A 19,517-nucleotide genomic window follows, 5' to 3' on the forward strand; every position below is an offset into this window, starting at 1 on the left:
ACGATAATTTACTGTTAAAGTTAATTTTAAATTAAAGGGTATATTAAAATGCGTACTATATATTGCGGACAGTTGAATATGTCACATGTTAGTCAAAAAGTAACATTATGTGGTTGGGTAAATCGTAGACGCGATCTTGGGGGGTTAATTTTTATCGATCTACGTGACCTAGAAGGTTTAGTGCAGGTTTTTTTTAATCCTGATCTGCAAGATACTTTTGCTCTAGCTGCTGAAATAAGAAATGAATTCTGTTTACAGATTACCGGTATTGTGCGATCAAGACCTAAAAACCAAGTTAATAATGATCTGGCAACAGGCGCAATTGAAATAATGGCTACAGAATTTAAAATTCTTAATCGTTCTGAGTATCTACCAATAGACAACAATCAAAATAATAGTGAAGAACAGCGTCTTAAATTCCGCTATCTTGATTTACGCCGCCATATTATGGCACAGCGCCTAAAAACAAGATCGCGTATATCTAGTTTTGTACGTCGCTTCATGGAAAAACAAGGTTTTATTGATATTGAAACACCTATGCTAACTAAAGCTACTCCAGAAGGAGCTCGTGATTATTTGGTGCCTAGCAGGTTACATAAAGGAAAATTTTATGCTTTGCCGCAATCACCACAGTTATTTAAACAATTGCTGATGATATCAGGATTCGATCGCTACTATCAGATTGTAAAATGTTTTCGCGACGAAGATCTGCGTGCTGATCGTCAGTCTGAATTTACTCAGATAGATGTAGAAATGTCTTTTATGACCGCAACACAGGTGCGAGAAATAATGGAACAGTTAATACGTGATTTATGGCTAAATATTACAGGTATAGATCTTTTTGTTTTTCCGCAGATGACCTATGCCGAGGCTATGCGTCGCTTTGGTTCTGATAAGCCTGACCTCCGTAATCCAATGGAACTAGTAGACGTGGCTGATTTAGTTAAGGATACTAAGTTAAATATATTTTCAATTCCTGCTAATGACCGTAAGTGCCGAGTTACAGCGTTGCGCGTCCCAGGAGGAGCACAGTTAAGCAGCAAACAGATTGAAGAATACAATAGATATATTCAATCATATTATGGCGCAAAATCGCTGGTATGGATTAAATTAATCTATTGCAATGATAGTGTGGTAGTAAGAAGCCCATTAGTAAAATTATTAGAACAACAGGTAATTAAGCAGATAATCGCACGTACAGGTGCAAATGATGGCGATATTATTTTTTTAAGCGCTGATAATCTAAATGTAGTAACCAATTCTCTTGGTGCTCTACGTATAAAATTAGGTATAGATTTGCAGCTTATAGATACTGCTAGATGGGCTCCGGTGTGGATCGTTGATTTTCCTATGTTTAAAGAAGATGCAAACGGTAAGTTGACCGCTATGCATCATCCGTTCACGGCACCCAAAAATATTGATATTAATACTCTTAATGCATGTCCCAAAGAAGCTATAGCTGATGCTTATGACCTGGTCATTAACGGTTACGAGGTCGGCGGAGGTTCCGTTAGGATCCATAGTATCGCTATGCAAAAAAACGTATTTACAATTTTAGGTATTGGTGAACATGAGCAATATGAGAAATTCGGCTTTCTACTAGATGCATTAAAATATGGGACACCACCGCATGCTGGTTTAGCTTTCGGTCTTGATCGATTGGTAATGCTTTTGACTGGTACGGATAATATACGTGATGTTATCGCGTTCCCAAAAACTACCACGGCAGCAGATTTAATGACTGAAGCACCTAGCTTTTAGCTTTAGCAATGCTTAAAATATAAGAAAATTATTTTTTATGGGGCTATTCATTAATTTTGCATCTAGCTCTAGATTAGTTAAAATTAACATTTTTTGCAGTAACTAACCATGAATAACCTTACTAATAACCATGAATAACTATGATACGCGATAACTTAGTAAGTTGAGTAGCAAATTATGATACTAAAATGGAAAATACTATCCTTAGTTGTACGTTCTTCTTTTAAGAAAGAAGGTTCTGTATCGTATTTTTTTACTAAAAAAGTAGTAATATATTTTACTTAATAAAAGTCATAATTTTAGTTACGGTAATTTTCATACTTTGGAAAAGTAACAGATGCGCTAGTAACTGCAGGTTGGGATACCGAAACCTTCTGAGGTTTCTTTTATTCATTCTATTTTAGAAAGCTCCTAACTTATTCAATATGCTGAATTATGCTGAATAAGGAATATTTTGACGAGGTACAAAAAGTACAACCACAACGATGATAGTGAGGTATTACAATTTTATTTAGGCAATAGAGATATGACTGTGATTTTAGGAATTGACCCTGGTTCGCGTATTACCGGCTATGGCATTGTGAGTAATAATGGGCATAAACTTAATTATTTAGGAAGTGGTTGTATTCAAACAAACGTAAAATATTTTCCAGGTCGTTTAAAGCTTATATATGCAGGAATAAGTAAAATTATAACTCAATTTCAGCCTAATTGCATAGCAGTTGAGCAGGTATTTATAGCAAAAAATGCTGATTCGGCACTAAAGCTTGGTCATGCACGTGGTGTAGTAATAGTAGCTGCAATCAACCTAGATTTACCTATATTTGAATACACAGCTCGTCAGGTTAAACAGACTGTAGTTGGAATAGGTTCCGCAGATAAAATTCAGGTACAACATATGGTACGTAGTCTATTGAATCTATCGTATAATAATATACAGGCAGACTCTGCAGATGCTTTAGCAATCGCTATTACTCATTGCTACTTTAGCCAGAATCATTATAGTAGATGACTACGGTATAGCTAATAAGCGCATCATTATAATAATTTAAAGGATAATTGAGATGATTGGACGTCTCAGAGGCATTATTTTGGAAAAACAGCCACCACAAGTTATGTTGGAAACTAATGGAATAGGTTATGAAGTACAATTGCCAATGACATGTTTTTATGCTTTACCTAAAATTGGTCAGGAAGCAATTCTCTTCACACATTTAGTTATGCGTGAAAATTCACAGATGATATTTGGTTTTATATATAAGCATGAACGTGTATTATTTCGAGAACTAATTAAAGTAAACGGTGTGGGGCCAAAGCTAGCTTTAGCTATTTTATCTGGAATGTCAGCACAGCAGTTTGTCAGCGCTGTAGAAAGACGTGAAATTAATGCATTAGTAAAATTACCAGGAGTAGGTAAAAAAACTGCAGAAAGATTAGTAGTAGAAATAAAAGATAGATTGAAAAATTTATCAGGTGAGCGATTGCTATCTACTAGCATAAGCATCCTTAATGAAGATAATAAAAATACTGAGAGTGAAGCAATTGCTGCTCTTGTGTCACTAGGTTATAAACCGCATGAAGCAAGCTTGATGGTAGGTAAAGTAGCAAGTGACGACGCAGATTGTGAAATGATTATTCGTAATGCACTGCGCTCAGCGCTGTGAGGTATAAAATGATAGATAACGATCGAATAATTTCTGGTGTAGCTGTAACTGGAGAAGAAGTGATCGATCACGCTATACGTCCTAAAAAACTAGAAGAATATATTGGCCAGCAACAAGTTTGTGAGCAAATGAATATATTTATCCAGGCAGCCAAAAGGCGCGGCGAGGCACTTGATCATGTTCTTATTTGGGGTCCTCCTGGGCTGGGAAAAACTACGTTGGCAAATATTGTTGCTAATGAGCTAGAAGTAAATTTGCGAATAACTTCAGGTCCAGTACTTGAAAAAGCTGGTGATTTAGCAGCTATGTTGACTAATCTTGAGATTAATGATGTTTTATTTATTGATGAAATCCATAGACTTTCACCAGTAATTGAGGAAATACTATATCCGGCAATGGAAGACTATAAACTAGATATTATGATAGGAGAGGGACCAGCAGCCCGCTCTATAAAAGTAAATTTACCACCGTTTACTTTAGTAGGAGCTACTACTAGAGCTGGATTACTTACGTCGCCGCTGCGTGATCGATTTGGTATCGTGCAACGATTAGAATTTTATCAGATAAGAGATTTGCAGCATATAGTAAATCGCAGCGCCAACTGTATGAAGTTAAATATTACCGAAAAAGGTGCACTGGAAATAGCTCGACGATCTCGTGGTACCCCGCGTATAGCTAACCGGCTGCTGCGCCGGGTACGTGATTTCGCTGAAGTACTTACTGTAGGTTGCATTACTGATGATGTAGCGATGAATGCTCTAAATATGCTAAATGTTGATCCTCACGGGTTCGATTTAATGGATCGAAAGCTTATAATGGCTGTTATCGATAAATTTATTGGTGGACCCGTGGGTTTGGATAATTTGGCTGCAGCTATCGGTGAAGATCGTGAAACTATAGAAGACGTACTTGAGCCATTTTTAATTCAACAGGGTTTTATACAGCGAACACCGCGCGGAAGGATTGCTACCGTTCACGCTTATCGTCATTTTAAGAAGGGATATGACAAGTAAAAATGATCAACGTTAAGTTTTTCGTAGCAGAGGTAGGCAAGCACATTTTGTTAGTAAATTATTATAGTAATTATAGTAAGTTTATGTATCATCTAAAAATACCAGCAATTCAAATAAAAACATAATAATTTTAATTGGTATAGGTTCTCAATCTAGCTAGCGATTTAGTTAGTAGCTGGTACTGTAAAAAAAATTGATGCATGATACAATAAAATATGATAATTATCATAAATATAATATTTATAATTAACTATTATGGAGAGGATAAATGTCACGAGTATGCCAGGTTACGGGCAAAATTACGATGAACGGCAATAACCGCTCCCATGCAATGAATGCAACCAAGCGACGTTTTTTTCCTAACCTGCACTATCACCGTTTTTGGGTTGATAGTAAAAAAATATTTATTACATTACGTGTATCTACTAAAGGTATACGTATAATAGATAAGAAAGGTATCGAAAAAGTTTTGGCTGAAAATAATATTCTAAGGTAAAAAATAAATCATGGCAAAGAGTGTTTGTGAAAAGATTAAATTAGTTTCTTCTGCTGGTACTGGTCACTTCTATACCACTACGAAGAATAAACGTAATAAATCTGAAAAAATAGAATTCAAAAAATTTGATCCTGTAGTACGCAAGCATGTTCTTTATAAAGAAGCAAAAATTAAATAACTTCACCAAAACCTGGCACATTCCAGGTTTTTTTATTTTTATAGTAGTTTATCTAACTGCTATTTTAATCTTTAATTAAAGGAAGTATTAAATGCCTGAACTACCTGAAGTAGAAACCTGTCGCCTGGGAATAGAACCTTGGTTATCTGGACATACTATTATAAGAGTGGAAGTTCATAATGCAAGATTGCGTTGGCCAGTAGATAAAGAGATTCTTTTACTAAAGAAGAAGCAGGTTCTTAGCGTGCAAAGAAGGGCAAAATATCTTCTATTAGAGCTAAATGAAGGCTGGATTATTATTCATCTTGGCATGTCTGGATGTTTGAGAGTGATGCTTTACCCTCAGTTTCCTAATAAGCATGATCATATTGATCTTATCCTTAATAATGGGTTTATGATACGTTATACTGATCCGCGGCGATTTGGTGCCTGGCTATGGAGTGATAATATACAAAAAAGTAGTTTGCTAGATCATATAGGTCCAGAACCCCTAAGTGATAATTTTAATAACCGCTGGCTTTACGAAAAATTGCGTAATAAACGTACTCCTATAAAAACATTGCTAACAGATAATAAAATTGTTGCTGGTATAGGCAATATTTATGCTAGCGAATCTTTATTTATTGCAGGTATTTTACCAGGGCGTGCAGCTAGTTCGTTAAGTGAAAAAGATGCAGAAACATTAGTTCAGAGTATTAAGAAAGTACTACTACGTTCAATTCATAAAGGAGGCACTACATTACGAAATTTTTTACAGTCTAACGGTAATCCTGGTAACTTTATACATGAATTGCATGTTTACGGAAGAAAAAATAAAAAATGCAGGTTATGCGGTACTTTGATACAAATAGTTAAGCACAAGCAACGTAGTACTTTTTTCTGTCCTAAATGTCAACACTAGCTCATAGTATAGTAAGCTTGTTTTAAGGATCAAAAACCAATACATAATAACAAATGCTTTAGGTACGGTACCTGCTGATGAGCTTGCTGCAATGATAGCAAGCCGCTTAATTTAAGTTTTTAATTTTGCTGTTGCAAGCTAGCTGAATATAAGGATTAGGGTTACCCTGAATCGCTGCAATACGCTTATTGCGCTTGCATTCCCACTCTGTTACTGGATAAGTATGATTCCAAAGTTCAAATAACTTAGTTTGTGCTCGTGAAAGACGTAGTTTATAATGATCCCGCATATAAAAATAAGTTCTTGCGATAACACCGCGGACTCTAGTAGGAGGGTCTATTTGCTTGTTTTTGAAATCAATTTTCATTTGGCAACGTCCGTATTGGCTTTTTCCACTGTACCATTGACTATACTGATAGTTTCCGCGATCTTTGTTAACTTCACCAATTACGGGCTGAAGGTTATGCAGGTCGTTTTCTATTTTTCGGTAAGCAAAATCTTTAGCGCAATTTTTGCGACCACCTTTTTTCCAGCATTGACGCTGATGTCCAAATTCCCATGCTGGCATAACATGTTCCCATTCAATACGTTTAGCTAGTAGCTTACTTTTACGCACTTGATAACCGCAGGTTGATAGATCTGGAGTACCTTTTTTTCCATACCAGGTAATAGGACAACCACAATAAAAGGTACCAGGAGCGTCGCGGTTAATTTTTAATGCTACTGATTTTGCTTGATTAAAATTTTCTATATTATAGACCTTATCCGTGGTGTAAAAAAAATAAATAACAAGGCTGCAGATAGCATAATTATTTTTAAAAGTATTCCAGATATTTTATTAGCTATTTTCAATTATGATCCCAATTAACGTATCAGCTATCATCGCAAATACATAAAGTATAAGGTAAATATTTGCAACAGTATAAGAAGCGATCCATATCCAGTACAAATAACATGAAGCTATAAAAAATAAAAAATTAAATTTTTTTATAAAAGTTATGCATATTACAACTTATTCAAGTTTTTATACAAATATGCAGAAACACCTTCAGGTGAAGGTATCATTCCTTCTTGGCCTTTTTTCCACTGTGCCGGACATACTTGGCCGTGTTCTGCATTGAAATGCAGGGCGTCAACCATCCGTATCATTTCGTCAATATTGCGACCTAGCGGTAGGTCATTTACGACCTGATGACGGATAATACCGTTTTTATCGATTAAAAAAGAACCCCGCAACGCTATACCAATATCAGGATGTTCAATATTATAAGATTTGATAATTTCTCTTTTTATGTCTGCAACCATCGGATACTGGACTGGTCCAATGCCTCCTTTATCGATAGAAAGTTTACGCCAAGCGTTGTGTACAAACTCAGAGTCAAAAGAAACGCCTATAATTTCTACTTCTCGCTTCTTGAAATCTACGTAGCGTTTATCAAACGCAATTAATTCAGATGGGCATACGAATGTAAAATCCATCGGCCAAAAGAAAAGAACCGCAGTTTTACCTTTTATTTGAGATTTTAAATTAAAATTGGTAACTATTTTACCATTACCAAGTACAGCAGATGCTGTAAAATCTGGAGCTTGACGAGTAACTAATATCATTTTTTATCCTAATTAAGCTATTTTAATAGCATTTACATTTATTATAACTACATTTTATAAAAAATAAAGTAAAATACCTCATATTATGTTAGTGTCTTCATTACTTCATTAGAAGATATTCATATGATTGCTATCATCAATTGTCCTATGGTAGGAAATACAGACCTCAGTTATGGTTATTGGTGCTTTTTTACTTGTAAATATTTGTAACAGCAGCTATTTTTTTATGTTTAATATTTTTTATCATTATCGTTAGTTTAATTTGTTGCAGTTAAAAATTAAAATAAAACATAACAACTGCCTAAAATAGAGGATAATATTAGAATATTTATTCTGGTAACTAAATATGAAAATTATTGAAGGTATTATTACAGCCCCTAATGCACGTATCGCCATCGCAATTGCACGATTTAACCATTTCATAAATGAAAGCCTACTTTTGGGGGCTGTAGATGCATTAAAAAGAATTGGCCAGGTTCATAATGACAATATTACTGTTATTTGGGTGCCAGGAGCATACGAACTGCCATTAGCAGTTAGCGCCCTGTCTGTAAAAAAATATGACGCTATTATAGCATTAGGTACAGTTATCCGTGGTTGTACAAATCATTTTGAATTCATTGCAAGCGAATGTAGCTCTGGTATAGCAGCTGTTGCTGCACGTACTACTATACCAGTATCATTTGGAGTACTAACTACTGATAGTATTGAGCAGGCTATTGAGCGTGCAGGCACTAAAGCTGGCAATAAGGGCGCAGAAGCAGCAATCACTGCGCTTGAAATGATTAACGTATTGCAAGCTATTAAAGCGCAATAAAAAGGTCATTTTAATGAAATCAACATTTCGTCGCCGTGCTCGAGAATGTGCTGTACAGGCGCTTTATTCTTGGCAAGTATCGCATAACAGTATTTTAGATATTGAAAAACAATTTTTAACTGAGTGGAATACCTCATATAGAGGGATTGCATATTTTAGAAAAATATATGCTGGTACGGCAACGAATGCCAAAGAGATAGATAATATTATGGCTCCCTATCTTTTACGTAATTTGAAAGAAATCAGCAACATCGAGCGTGCTGTATTAAGAATTGCAATATTTGAATTAATTAAATGTCAAGATGTACCGTATAGGGTAGCTATTAATGAAGCTATCGAGCTAGCTAAAACTTTCGGTGCAGAAAATAGTCATAAGTTTATTAATGGTGTACTTGACAAAGTTGCTCCTAAAATTCGTCTAAATAAAAATTAATATTTTCAGAAAAAATAAATATGATATGTAGTTTCTAATACATACACCTATAACTTATTATAAGTATATATGTTTGTTGTTAATCGTAAAATTAAAATTTATAGCAAGCTACTATTTTTAGATACTCTATCTATTGTAGAAAGCGGTGGTTTATGAAGTTTATTATTAAAATATTTCCTGAAATAATGATAAAAAGTAAATCTGTGAGGTTGCTTTTTATAAAAATACTTACAGGGAATATCCGCAATATTCTTAAAAATTACTATGAATCTGTAGCGGTAGTTCGTTATTGGGATCGTATAAAAGTATGCATAAAAGATGAAAAACGCAGCACACAGTTTACTAGTGTATTGACTAGTATTCCAGGTATTCATCACGTTGAAATTGTAGAAGAAAGCACTTGGAAAGATATGCATGATATTTATTTACAAACTTTGATAAGGTATCGTAATCTACTTATTGGTAAAAGCTTTTGCGTGCGTGTTAAACGGCGAGGTACTCAATATTTTACATCTCAGGATGTAGAACGCTACATCGGCAGTGGTTTAAGTAAAAATATTAATAACACTGAAGTTAACTTAAAAAAACCAGATAAAAAGATACTACTGGAAATCGATAACAATCGACTCATTTTTATATATGAACGTTTTGAAGGAATCGGAGGTTTTCCTATAGGAACTCAAGAAAATGTGCTATCGCTTATTTCTGGAGGATTCGATTCTGCTGTTTCAAGCTATATGATGATGCGCCGTGGTTGCAGGGTAAATTATTGCTTTTTTAATATTGGAGGAAATACGCATGAAATAGGCGTACGTCAAGCAGCTTATCATTTATGGTATCGTTTCGGATTTTCACATGAAGTACGCTTCATATCTATAGATTTTGCACCGATATTGAATGAAATTCTGATGAAGGTAAATTGTACCCAAATGGGTATAGTGCTAAAACGTATGATGGTACGCACAGCATCAACTATCGCGGAACGATACGGTATTCAAGCACTGGTAATGGGAGAATCTCTGGGACAGGTTTCTAGCCAAACTCTAACTAACATGCGCTTGATAGATAATGTTTCTAATATTCTTATATTACGTCCTTTAATATCTCATGATAAAGAACATATTATAAAAATAGCGAGACATATTGGTACTGAAGAATATGCTAAAAAAATGCCTGAATATTGTGGTGTTTTTTCTAAAAATCCAACAGTGCGGGCTGTAAAAAAATATATAGAACAAGAAGAAGATAAATTTAATTTAGAAATACTGAATACTGCGTTAACTAAGGCGCAGGTGCTAAATATCAGAGATATACTTGATAATAAGAACACTGTACCCAATTTCAAAGAAATTGAAACTATCGCTGAATTAGGTAAAGAAGATATTGTGTTGGATATTCGTTTATTGGATGAACAAGAAGTAAGCCCATTGACTCTAAATAATATTGAGGTACATAAAATACCGTTCTATAAACTACACAGTCAATTTTGTAAACTAGATCAGAGTAAATCATACTTACTCTATTGTAGTAGTGGATTTATGAGTCGTCTTCAAGCAATTTATTTATATGAGCAAGGTTTTCATAACGTTAAAATTTATTGTCCAATCAATAAAAAAAATAAAAAAAAACTACTTTAAAAAAAACTACTTTAATAGAAAGTAATAGCATTTTTTATATGTTAATTAAATATTTAATTAACAAATATTTGTAGCTAAATTGAAATGCGGTACTTCTTCAAATGCGGTACTTCTTCAAGTAAAGGTATTGTTATCAATAAATTTTACCTTCTACGCTGTAATAAAATAAAGAAAGTAATCACAAATAATTTTTTTTAAAAATGCTGCTAATGCTTTTATTTCAATTTTATTGAATTTAAAGCACATACGCTTGTTAAAATTAGTAAAGATAAACTCTTTATAGAGATCTAGTAGAAATCATTTGCGTTAATTTGTTACATTTTTGAAAAAAATTATATGATACAAACAGATATTAAGAGGTAATATGAAGGAAGATCAATGCATAATAACAAATAAGTTCCATATTCTTTTTCTCAATGGGCCGAACCTAAATTTACTTGGTATTCGAGAGCCAAATAAGTATGGTAATATCAATATTACTGATATAATCTCTGATTTAAGTACTTTAGCTAGCAGTTTAGGGGCAGAAATAAGCCATTTTCAGTCTAATGCGGAGCATGCAATAATTGACTACATCCATCATGCTAGAGGTAATACTGATTTTATCGTAATAAACCCTGCAGCATTTACCCATACTAGCATCGCTATACGAGATGCGTTGTTAGCAGTAAATATCCCATTTATTGAGATTCATCTCTCAAATGTGCATGCACGGGAACCTTTTCGTTATCATTCTTATTTTTCAGATATTGCTGTTGGCGTAATATGCGGACTCGGCGCTGATGGTTATCATTTTGCTTTACAGACAGCAATCAAGCGTTTGTCTACAACATCAAATTAATATGCCAAATAGTCTGCGTACAATGCTTGCATATTGTCTGGGTAACATATTTTACGTAACGTGATGGCTAACCTAAAAAATTAGTTGAATAAGCACCGATGCTGCCTATTGTCTTGAATATTAAAAAAACTTTCTGCCCAGTGTACTGGGCAGAATATATTACCAAAACTAAAATATCCTGGATGGTAATCCTTGTATACTTTATATTAATTTTTTAAAATTAGCAATTGTATGAAAAACAAACTTACATAGCTTATTAATTTAATTTTTTACTATAAAATAAGCTATTACTACTAAATAAAATTAATCATTAAAACCTTTTTTTGATCTTGTATAAGAAGGCACAAGTAAATTACTGCAAAAATAGCTATTTATGATGTTTTGAAGTTAATTTTCGCGTACTACTACCGGTACTACTTACATAGTTAAAGTCTTACATAGTTAAAGTACTAACTATAATACAAAAAAATTTGTTTCTGTAAAAAAGCATTAAGGAAATATTTATTTCAACTAAATATTCAAGTTGAAAATTACATTTATGAAAGATTGTTAGCAGAGTTAAAACAGCCTATCCCAAGAGGGAATGCAATATAATCTAAAAAACGTACATCTATAATGGGGATTAAAGCGTAAAAAATTTACAGTATGAACTGATAAATTATTGTAATAATTGTTCTTAAAATATCTCTTTCATTAGAAAAATTAATGAAAACAACCCTAATTTTTCTTGTATTTAGTCGTCAGTATAAGTACAATTTGCGCTTATTTTAATTTTTAGATTGCTAAATTTTTATTACTTTTTCTATGATTTTATTTTTGCAATGATGATAGGAAACTAAATAATAATCCGTAAGGAGCAATTTTATGCGTCATTACGAAGTAATTTTTATGATTCATCCTGACCATAGTGAACAGGTTGCCAATATGATAGAACGCTATAGCTCTATTATTACAAGTGCTGAAGGCCATATCCATCGTATAGAAGACTGGGGACGCCGTCAGTTAGCTTACCCTATTAATAAACTACATAAAGCCTACTATGTTCTTTTAAATGTAGAAGCGCCGCAGAAAGTAATTGATAAACTAGAAACAGCTTTTAACTTTAATGACGTAGTTATACGTAGTATAATTATGCGTGTTAAGCAACCGGTAACTGAAGTATCTCCGATGTTTAAAGCTAAAGATGAATACCGCGATCGTAGTGAAAATTTAAATTCTGAATCTAATGAAAACTCTGATACTTTAGATTATGAATAGTGATATATTTATGATAAATGTGAACATTTTAATGCTCTATTAGCACCGTTCTTAGAAGCAGGAATCTGGATTTTTTAAAGCATGGTTGCAGAATGCCAGTAGAGTCGCTAGTGGAAAAACATACATTAGATATATACATTAGATATTATTCACAGTAGCGCTTGGATTCATCAATTCATCAGTTGCTATCAATGAATTAAGAAAATCAGCAAAATAGTATTTATTACATGAGCATATTGATTTAATAAATTATGGAGAATAGCTATATGACACGTTATTTACGTAGACGTAAGTTCTGCCGTTTTACAGCTGAGGAAATTGTTGAGATAGATTACAAAGACATATCTATGCTGAAAAATTATATTACCGAAAATGGTAAAATAGTTCCTAGCAGAATAACCGGAACTAGCGCTAAATATCAACGTCAGCTAGCTCGTGCGATAAAGCGTGCGCGCTATCTTTCTCTATTGCCGTATACTGATTGTCATAAGTTTTAGTTAGAGAGAATAAATCAATGCAAGTTATTCTTATGGTTAAAGTAACTAATCTGGGTGGGGTAGGTGAACAAGTTAAAGTTAAAACAGGTTACGCTCGTAACTATCTATTTCCGAAGGGAAAAGCAGTACCAGCAACAAAAAAGAACTTAGAATCATTTGATGCCCGCCGTACTGAATTAGAAGCTAAAATGAAGTTTATTCTAGCTGCAAATGAAGAGCGTATTGTAAAGATAAAAAAACTTAATAGTATTACCATACTCGCTAAAGTAGGTAATAAAGGTAAATTGTTTGGTTCTATTGGTACTCGCGATATCGCTACTGCGATTAGCAATGCAGGTATTAAAATAGCTAAAAACGATGTACGTTTGCCTAACGGTGTTCTACGCTACGTTGGCAGACACGAGGTCATTATACATATCGGTGAAATTTTTACCAAATTTAATGTAGTTCTTGTTCCAGAAGCTTAAATAAACAATGGTCGGCGAGAGAGGATTCGAACCTCTGACCTACTGATCCCAAACCAGTTGCGCTACCAAGCTGCGCTACTCGCCGAGGCATAGTGTGTGCGAAGAGAGGGATTTGAACCCTCATGTCTTATAAGACACTAACACCTGAAGTTAGTGCGTCTACCAATTTCGCCATCTTCGCATACTGGGTGACTGATGGGACTTGAACCCACGACAACTGGAATCACAATCCAGGGCTCTACCAACTGAGCTACAGTCACCCCTAAGGGTACGCCCGACAGGATTTGAACCTGAGACCTCTGCTTCCGGAGAGCAGCGCTCTATCCAGCTGAGCTACGGGCGCATCCCATTAATAATACGTATTTAAGCGCTGACTGTCTAGTATTTTTTGGTAAGTTAATAAAATTATCAGCTCATACTGAAAGCAAGTGGCTGCTAGCTTCTTCTCTTCTTAAAGAAAGATTATGAACGTTTCATCATGTCAAAGAATTCATCGTTTGTTTTAGTCATTGCTAACTTGTTTATAAGAAACTCCATTGCATCTATTTCATTCATAGGATGAATAATTTTACGCAATATCCACATTTTTTGCAGTTCTTCCTGATTTGTTAGTAATTCTTCTTTACGGGTGCCAGAACGGTTGTAATCGATAGCAGGAAAATCACGTTTTTCTGCTATTTTTAGCGAAAGATGTAGTTCCATGTTGCCAGTTCCTTTGAACTCTTCATAAATAACTTCGTCCATTTTTGAACCAGTGTCGATAAGAGCAGTAGCGATGATTGTTAGGCTACCTCCTTCTTCCATATTACGTGCTGCACCAAAAAACCGCTTGGGACGGTGCAGAGCATTAGCGTCTACACCTCCAGTCAATACTTTTCCTGAAGCTGGTACTACAGTATTGTAGGCGCGCGCTAGCCTAGTAATAGAATCTAGTAAAACTATAACATCTTTTTTATGTTCAACTAATCTTTTAGCTTTTTCTATTACCATTTCAGCTACTTGCACATGGCGTGAAGCTGGCTCGTCAAATGTTGAAGCAATAACTTCTCCTTTTACAAGACGTTGCATCTCGGTAACTTCTTCTGGACGTTCGTCAATTAATAGTACTATTAGAACACAGTCAGAATGATTATAGTTGATGCTTTGAGCAATATTTTGTAGAAGCATAGTTTTACCTGCTTTTGGTGGTGCTACTATCAGTCCACGCTGACCTCTACCTATAGGAGAAGCTAGGTCGAGAATACGTGCAGTTAAATCTTCGGTAGATCCATTGCCTCGCTCCATACGCAAACGTGAATTTGCATGCAATGGTGTTAGATTTTCAAACAAAATTTTGTTACGTGCATTTTCTGGCTTATCATAATTAACTTCATTAACCTTCAGTAGTGCAAAGTAACGTTCGCCCTCTTTAGGAGGGCGAATTTTACCGGAAATGGTGTCCCCAGTGCGCAAGTTGAAACGACGTATCTGGCTAGGAGATACGTATATATCATCAGGTCCAGCAAGGTAGGAACTATCACTAGATCTGAGAAAACCAAATCCATCTTGCAAAATTTCTAGTATACCATCTCCGAAAATATCCTCACCACTTTTTGCATGCTGCTTGAGGATAGCGAAGATAATATCTTGTTTACGCATGCGAGCTAAGTTTTCTAGCCCCATGTTCTCGCCTAGTAACACTAGCTCTGAAACAGGCGTATTTTTTAATTCGGTAAGGTTCATGGTGATTTCTTAAACTAAGGTATTTGTAAATTATAACAATGATTTAATTTAACATTAATAAAGTTGGAGCTGATTGATGAGAATAGAATAAATAATTAGATGAATATTTGAATTATACTGCTTACATAATATATCTGAGTAAGTAAGATTTTGTTTGCTTATGAACATAAATAAAGCAAATAATGCTAAAATAAAAACTACCATAATTATTGATGAGCATCTAAATTTTATGAAAACAAGGAGCCTTTATAAGGAAATACATTTTACATATTTGAGTAAAAATTTTTTTAAACAGAGATCCTAACCCTAGTAGCTATTGCTTTACCATCACGAAACAGCAACAATGTAGGAATACTAAGTATACCATATTTCGGTGCAGTAATAGAATTATTGTCAATTTCTGGTTTAGCAATAGTTAATTTGCTGTTTAATTCATCAGCTACTGATGCTAAGGCGCCATTATTTTACAATAACTACACCATTTTAGCTCCAAAATATACTAAAAAGGTTCTCTTTGCTTGTAATATATCCTTTTCGAAGCTGCTGTCACTTAGATAAGTAAGTTTATCTATCATATTTTCCTCCATAGGATTATTTTTAGGTAATTTTTATTTACATTTTTAACCTAATATCTAGCAGGTATTATTATATCATATGAATATTTCTATAACTACCTGCACTTATAGGATAGCTTTTTTATCTTCGATAAAAAAAATTTAGCATTCGCAACATGCCAGCATCTGTTGGGTAAACACTTTTCTAATACCAACTATCCTGGCGTTTTTATCGCCAATTTGAACCCTTTTTTGCACTTGTTGAATAGTTAAAAATTTTTGGGGTAGTATACTAAGCGGTTAGTATAACCAGATCAATTTAATTATTAACTGTGGTCTAAAATAATTTTAGATTATGCACCATGCACCCAGATAATTTGCTGTTATAGTTAAGTTAATATTCAGTATCATGAAAAATAATAATTAAAAAAAGCTGAAGCTAGATGTAGCGATTTTGTTAAATATGGGGTATTCTACTAATAAAGTTGTGATGCACTAATATTTAAAATTATTTAAAATATTAAAATAAATTTAATTTTCTCAACTTCCCGGTGCAGCATGCTGCACCACTTAGTTTTAAAATAACATTAACATAAACATTTTTTTTAAAATTTAATATAATATAAATAAATTTATTTAATTTAACAAAAGCAAAAATGAGATAAAGATATTTAAAATTATAATTTATTATAGCCATTTACTGGCATACAAAATTCAGTCCATTTTTTTTAAAAAAATTTTAAATATCATAAATATGAACTTACAGAATCATTTTCTTATCGCAATGCCTTCACTACAAGATCCGTTATTTAAGCGTTCAGTGGTCTATATTTGTGAACATAACAGTAAAGGGGCTATGGGCATCGTTATCAATAAGCCTATAGAGCAATTTTCTATTGAAAACGTACTGTATAAGCTTAAAATGATCTCCTCTGGCAAAGATCTTTCTATTTTACTAGACAATCCTGTCTTCTATGGAGGTCCTCTGGCAGAGGATCGCGGTTTTATCCTCCACACGCCCCAAGATGGTTTTGGCTCAAGTATTGGTATATCTGAGAAAACTATGATGACTACGTCAAAAGACGTACTAGAGACGATTGGTACCGATAAACAACCAGAATATTTGCTAGTTGCACTAGGCTATTCTGGTTGGGATCAGGGACAGCTTGAAAGCGAGTTATTGGAAAATAACTGGCTTACGACCCCAGCTAACAATAAAATATTATTCCATACTCCTATAGCAACTCGCTGGAGCGAAGCCGCTAAAACTCTGGGGATTGATATTTACAGTATTACTACTCAGGTTGGTCATGCATAATGGATATTTACGGATGCATCATAGCTTTTGATTTTGGTACCAGAAGCATCGGAGTTGCGGTTGGTCAACACATAACCTGTACTGCCCAACCGCTAACGTCTTTTAAGGCACGCGATGGTGTGCCAAACTGGAAAGATATTGAAAAATTGCTCAAAGAGTGGAAACCTCATACAGTGGTAGTCGGATTACCGCTAAATATGGATGGTAGCAATCAGCCGCTGACGGCCTATACGCATAAATTCGCCAATCTACTCCACAGTTTTTTTAGCGTTCATGTTGTGTTACATGATGAACGTCTTAGTACTGTAGAAGCACGTATCAATTTATTTAATTGCGGTGGTTACCGCGCGCTAGATAAGGGAAATGTAGACGCAAGTTCTGCGGTTATTATATTGGAAAGTTGGCTTGAACTATCGGCGTAGCTAATTTTTTAGCGTTGTTAAGAGCAACAAATTTAATGAATTATGTTAACTTTATAAATTTCACTGATAAGGATATTTAATTTTTATGCTGATAATTTTTTTTGTTAAAACGCTAATCAATCTTTATATTATGATGATGCTGCTACGTTTTTGGATGCAATTGACACACTGCGATTTTTCTAATACGTTTTCGCAATTAATTGTCAAAATTACTCAACCTGTCATCGGTAGGTTAAATGGAATTTTTCCAAGTTTAGGAAATTTTGATAGTGCATCGCTGATAGTAGCATTGACTTTTGCAATGATTAAATTACCTATATTAACGCTTATTGATATGCATGTCTTTATTTACAATCATATTTACTTGCTTGTGGGTTTATTAGCTTTGCTGAAAATAGCAGGTGAATTAGTTTTCTGGATAGTGTTCATACGAACATTACTTAGTTGGAGAAGCCATGAATGTAGTCATAAATGTAGCCATATGGATGTTATCATTTATAAATTGAGTGAATTATTAATGCATCCGATCCGCCTGATTCTCCCAGATATGGGTGGCATTGATTTTTCAGCTATGATTGTTATTGTAATTCTCTATGTTTTAAATCATATTAGCGCAGAACTGTTTTCCGAAATTTGGTATCGATTGTAATTAAAATTTAATTAATTTATAGAACAAATCTATATGCCTTCATTTTATTTTATATGCAAGCTTGGTGCTTGGTTTATTACATACAGGTGCTATTTTTTAGCTTCAGATATCCGTGCATAATTTTCCACAAATTATTACCTTTTGTGGACAAAATTGTTTTATTTTATTGCTATTTTCTTAGTTCCAAGACAGAAAAAATACTTTCGCTAACTAAATTTAAATTGCAAATACTGCAAACTATTTTATCTGTCGTACTTCATTCAACACATTGCATAAGTTCTTTATGCATTGTATTAAAAATTGCTTTTATAATGCGGTAATTGCCAGCTATGAGATTGCCTGAAAAAATGTAATCAGGACCACCGGTAAAATCTGTTACCAAACTTCCTGATTCACGAACCAATAATTCTCCGCCAGTGAAATCCCATTTTTTGAGGCCCATTTCTAAAAAACCATCTACTCTTCCGGCGGCTACATAGGCAAGATCTAGTGCTGTTGATCCTGTTCTACGTAAATCTGCACACTGAATTAATAATTTATTCATTAAATTATAGTTTTTATGATTAAATGGAAAACCAGTTACTAAAATAGTACCATTTAAGTTGCGTGCCGTACTACCTCGTAGACGGTAACCGTTAAGCTGGGTTCCTTTCCCACTATAAGCTGTAAACAGCTCATTACGTATCGGGTCGTAAATTACTGCAATCTTTGTATGTTTTTTGATGATTACTGCTATAGAAACGGAAAAATGGGGAAAACGCTTGATAAAATTATTGGTACCACTCAATGGAGTAATAATCCATTGTACGTCAGTATTTTTGCAATAATAAAGCTCGCCTAGCTCTTCGCTAAGAATAGTATGATGCGGATAAAACTTACGAATAACTTCAACAATTAAATATTCTGCTTTTTTTTTGATTTTTTTTACAAAGCAATTATTAACTTCATCGTTATCAGGTGTTTCATAAAATTTGGCAATTAAATTGCCTGCTACTCGTGCTGCGCTAATAGCAATGTTGAGCATCGGATGCATAAACATCGTCCAATTACCAAAAAAGTAATTAAATTAATATAGCTGAATATTATTCAAAAAACTATAGCTGGAATACTACATTTTTTATTTTAGATGCATGCATTATTTTTGTTTAAATAATATTATTCAAAATAAACGTCTAAATCAAAATAAATTAAATTAATCAAAATAAATTAAATTAATTAGCTATAAAGTAAAGTATTTAAAATATAAAATTATTTTGTTTACGTAAGTAAAATATAATAATAA

21 protein-coding genes, 4 tRNA genes and 1 pseudogene are annotated in these 19,517 nt (G+C 33.9%); 17 read left to right on the forward strand and 9 right to left on the reverse strand.

What is annotated here, in order from left to right; all coding sequences use genetic code 11:
- Nucleotides 1-48 precede the first annotated feature (48 nt).
- The 7 genes from aspS to mutM all read left to right on the forward strand — a co-directional run bounded on the left by aspS (nt 49) and on the right by mutM (nt 6,013).
- Nucleotides 49-1,761, forward strand: a complete 1,713-nt coding sequence (gene aspS / locus TREMTM_RS00375; RefSeq protein ID WP_083172295.1) for an aspartate--tRNA ligase — start codon at nt 49-51, stop codon at nt 1,759-1,761.
- A 526-nt stretch (nt 1,762-2,287) separates the two neighbouring features.
- Nucleotides 2,288-2,773, forward strand: coding sequence for a crossover junction endodeoxyribonuclease RuvC (gene ruvC, locus TREMTM_RS00380; protein WP_083172297.1), 486 nt, complete (start codon nt 2,288-2,290; stop codon nt 2,771-2,773).
- Between the two features lie 52 nt (nt 2,774-2,825).
- The gene (ruvA, locus tag TREMTM_RS00385; protein ID WP_083172298.1) at nt 2,826-3,425 is read left to right on the forward strand and encodes a Holliday junction branch migration protein RuvA; all 600 of its coding nucleotides are present in this window, start codon (nt 2,826-2,828) and stop codon (nt 3,423-3,425) included.
- Nucleotides 3,426-3,433: 8 nt separating this feature from the next.
- Nucleotides 3,434-4,438 (forward strand): Holliday junction branch migration DNA helicase RuvB, encoded by a 1,005-nt coding sequence (gene ruvB / locus TREMTM_RS00390; protein ID WP_083172300.1) that lies wholly within the window; start codon nt 3,434-3,436, stop codon nt 4,436-4,438.
- 268 nt (nt 4,439-4,706) lie between these two features.
- Nucleotides 4,707-4,934, forward strand: a complete 228-nt coding sequence (gene rpmB / locus TREMTM_RS00395; RefSeq protein ID WP_083172301.1) for a 50S ribosomal protein L28 — start codon at nt 4,707-4,709, stop codon at nt 4,932-4,934.
- Between the two features lie 10 nt (nt 4,935-4,944).
- Entirely contained in the window at nt 4,945-5,112 is a 168-nt protein-coding gene (rpmG, locus tag TREMTM_RS00400) for a 50S ribosomal protein L33 (RefSeq protein ID WP_083172303.1), read from the forward strand.
- A 91-nt stretch (nt 5,113-5,203) separates the two neighbouring features.
- Nucleotides 5,204-6,013 (forward strand): bifunctional DNA-formamidopyrimidine glycosylase/DNA-(apurinic or apyrimidinic site) lyase, encoded by an 810-nt coding sequence (gene mutM / locus TREMTM_RS00405; protein ID WP_083172304.1) that lies wholly within the window; start codon nt 5,204-5,206, stop codon nt 6,011-6,013.
- A gap of 106 nt (nt 6,014-6,119) precedes the next feature.
- Here the strand turns inward: mutM and endA are convergent, their stop codons facing one another.
- Both endA and TREMTM_RS00415 read right to left on the reverse strand, forming a co-directional pair.
- Entirely contained in the window at nt 6,120-6,815 is a 696-nt protein-coding gene (endA, locus tag TREMTM_RS00410) for a deoxyribonuclease I (protein ID WP_083172306.1), read from the reverse strand.
- A 203-nt stretch (nt 6,816-7,018) separates the two neighbouring features.
- Complete coding sequence (locus TREMTM_RS00415) at nt 7,019-7,621, reverse strand: peroxiredoxin C (RefSeq protein WP_083172308.1); 603 nt, start codon at nt 7,619-7,621, stop codon at nt 7,019-7,021.
- A gap of 346 nt (nt 7,622-7,967) precedes the next feature.
- Here TREMTM_RS00415 and ribH point away from each other — a divergent pair, with 346 nt between their 5' ends.
- The 7 genes from ribH to rplI all read left to right on the forward strand — a co-directional run bounded on the left by ribH (nt 7,968) and on the right by rplI (nt 13,570).
- Nucleotides 7,968-8,438: a 6,7-dimethyl-8-ribityllumazine synthase gene (ribH, locus tag TREMTM_RS00420; protein WP_083172310.1), complete on the forward strand. Its 471-nt coding sequence runs from the start codon at nt 7,968-7,970 to the stop codon at nt 8,436-8,438.
- Between the two features lie 13 nt (nt 8,439-8,451).
- Nucleotides 8,452-8,871 carry a transcription antitermination factor NusB gene (gene nusB / locus TREMTM_RS00425; RefSeq protein WP_083172312.1) on the forward strand — a complete coding sequence of 140 codons (420 nt, stop codon included), beginning with the start codon at nt 8,452-8,454 and terminating at the stop codon, nt 8,869-8,871.
- A 152-nt stretch (nt 8,872-9,023) separates the two neighbouring features.
- Entirely contained in the window at nt 9,024-10,508 is a 1,485-nt protein-coding gene (thiI, locus tag TREMTM_RS00430) for a tRNA uracil 4-sulfurtransferase ThiI (protein WP_083172314.1), read from the forward strand.
- 385 nt (nt 10,509-10,893) lie between these two features.
- Nucleotides 10,894-11,349 (forward strand): type II 3-dehydroquinate dehydratase, encoded by a 456-nt coding sequence (gene aroQ, locus TREMTM_RS00435; protein ID WP_083172636.1) that lies wholly within the window; start codon nt 10,894-10,896, stop codon nt 11,347-11,349.
- An 864-nt stretch (nt 11,350-12,213) separates the two neighbouring features.
- The gene (rpsF, locus tag TREMTM_RS00440; RefSeq protein ID WP_083172315.1) at nt 12,214-12,606 is read left to right on the forward strand and encodes a 30S ribosomal protein S6; all 393 of its coding nucleotides are present in this window, start codon (nt 12,214-12,216) and stop codon (nt 12,604-12,606) included.
- A gap of 266 nt (nt 12,607-12,872) precedes the next feature.
- Nucleotides 12,873-13,103 (forward strand): 30S ribosomal protein S18, encoded by a 231-nt coding sequence (gene rpsR / locus TREMTM_RS00445; RefSeq protein ID WP_083172317.1) that lies wholly within the window; start codon nt 12,873-12,875, stop codon nt 13,101-13,103.
- A gap of 17 nt (nt 13,104-13,120) precedes the next feature.
- On the forward strand, nt 13,121-13,570 hold the full coding sequence (gene rplI, locus TREMTM_RS00450) for a 50S ribosomal protein L9 (protein WP_083172319.1): 450 nt from the start codon (nt 13,121-13,123) through the stop codon (nt 13,568-13,570).
- Nucleotides 13,571-13,578: 8 nt separating this feature from the next.
- Here the strand turns inward: rplI and TREMTM_RS00455 are convergent.
- The 6 genes and pseudogenes from TREMTM_RS00455 to TREMTM_RS00480 all read right to left on the reverse strand — a co-directional run bounded on the left by TREMTM_RS00455 (nt 13,579) and on the right by TREMTM_RS00480 (nt 15,867).
- Nucleotides 13,579-13,655: transfer RNA gene (locus TREMTM_RS00455), tRNA-Pro, on the reverse strand.
- Between the two features lie 12 nt (nt 13,656-13,667).
- A tRNA-Leu gene (locus TREMTM_RS00460) sits at nt 13,668-13,751 on the reverse strand.
- Nucleotides 13,752-13,757: 6 nt separating this feature from the next.
- A tRNA-His gene (locus TREMTM_RS00465) sits at nt 13,758-13,830 on the reverse strand.
- A gap of 9 nt (nt 13,831-13,839) precedes the next feature.
- A tRNA-Arg gene (locus TREMTM_RS00470) sits at nt 13,840-13,913 on the reverse strand.
- 119 nt (nt 13,914-14,032) lie between these two features.
- Nucleotides 14,033-15,292, reverse strand: coding sequence for a transcription termination factor Rho (rho, locus tag TREMTM_RS00475; protein WP_083172320.1), 1,260 nt, complete (start codon nt 15,290-15,292; stop codon nt 14,033-14,035).
- A 287-nt stretch (nt 15,293-15,579) separates the two neighbouring features.
- Nucleotides 15,580-15,867: pseudogene (locus TREMTM_RS00480) on the reverse strand (thioredoxin family protein).
- Nucleotides 15,868-16,600: 733 nt separating this feature from the next.
- Between TREMTM_RS00480 and TREMTM_RS00485 the strand changes: the two are divergent.
- The 3 genes from TREMTM_RS00485 to TREMTM_RS00495 all read left to right on the forward strand — a co-directional run bounded on the left by TREMTM_RS00485 (nt 16,601) and on the right by TREMTM_RS00495 (nt 18,235).
- Nucleotides 16,601-17,164 (forward strand): YqgE/AlgH family protein, encoded by a 564-nt coding sequence (locus TREMTM_RS00485; RefSeq protein ID WP_083172322.1) that lies wholly within the window; start codon nt 16,601-16,603, stop codon nt 17,162-17,164.
- The gene (gene ruvX, locus TREMTM_RS00490) at nt 17,164-17,586 is read left to right on the forward strand and encodes a Holliday junction resolvase RuvX (protein WP_083172324.1); all 423 of its coding nucleotides are present in this window, start codon (nt 17,164-17,166) and stop codon (nt 17,584-17,586) included. Before TREMTM_RS00485 ends, ruvX begins: the two co-directional genes overlap by 1 nt.
- A gap of 85 nt (nt 17,587-17,671) precedes the next feature.
- A complete protein-coding gene (locus tag TREMTM_RS00495; RefSeq protein ID WP_083172325.1) occupies nt 17,672-18,235 on the forward strand; it encodes a YggT family protein in 564 nt (187 codons plus the stop codon).
- A gap of 256 nt (nt 18,236-18,491) precedes the next feature.
- On the opposite strand, the gene suhB is transcribed toward TREMTM_RS00495, so the two are convergent.
- Complete coding sequence (gene suhB / locus TREMTM_RS00500) at nt 18,492-19,268, reverse strand: inositol-1-monophosphatase (RefSeq protein ID WP_083172638.1); 777 nt, start codon at nt 19,266-19,268, stop codon at nt 18,492-18,494.
- Nucleotides 19,269-19,517: the final 249 nt, after the last annotated feature.

This window comes from secondary endosymbiont of Trabutina mannipara, assembly GCF_900090215.1.
Classification (GTDB): domain Bacteria; phylum Pseudomonadota; class Gammaproteobacteria; order Enterobacterales; family Enterobacteriaceae; genus Mikella.